A 687-nucleotide genomic window follows, 5' to 3' on the forward strand; every position below is an offset into this window, starting at 1 on the left:
GGGGAACGGGCGAAGGGTGGGGAGGGGCAGGCCCCGCAGGGCCCCGGGCCCCGGACGCGTCAGCCCGTGGCCGTCGGGGACTGGGGGACGACCGGAGTGGAGGGGGTCGACGGTTTCGACGGGGACGGGTCCGACGGGGACACCGACGGGCTCGGGGGCGGGGAAGAGCTGACCGACGTGGACGGGCTCGGGGCCGGCGGGCTCGTCGGCGGCTCGGGAGCGGGCGACGTCGCCGGCGGCTGCGGGGCGGTCGTTCCCGACGGCGTCGGGGTGGCGGAGGCGGCCCCGCTCTGACTCGGCTTGGGGCCGGCCGACTGCCCGGGGGCGGCCGGCGGGGCCGCGTCGGTCTCCGGGTCGCCGCCGCCGGTGCCGGGCACCTGCGGGACGTGCGGGGACACCTGCGCCGAGGGGCTCGACGACACCGAGGGGACCTGGGGGTCCTGCTGTCCGTCCGAGGCCAGCGCGAGGCCGATGACCGTGCCGAGCGCCCGGGCAGGCGCAGGCGCCGGCGGCGGGAAGGCGCTGCCGAACAGCGCCGCCAGGTTCTTCGGGGTCTCCGGGGGCGGCAGCTGGGCCCGGCGGATCACCGGGTTGACCTGGGTGACGGCCTCGGACCCGGGCGCGGGGGCGCCCGCCTGCCCGGCCCGTGCGGCGGCGGCCGCGGCGGGCTTGGCGAGCTTCTCGGTA

At 80.3% G+C, this 687-nt stretch carries 1 pseudogene; it reads right to left on the reverse strand.

The window, feature by feature from the left end:
• Nucleotides 1-59 precede the first annotated feature (59 nt).
• Nucleotides 60-687 (reverse strand): annotated as a pseudogene (locus VR44_RS45670) (hypothetical protein); the annotation flags it as partial.

Source organism: Streptomyces katrae (assembly GCF_000966975.1).
In the GTDB taxonomy this organism is placed as follows: Bacteria; Actinomycetota; Actinomycetes; order Streptomycetales; family Streptomycetaceae; genus Streptomyces; species Streptomyces katrae.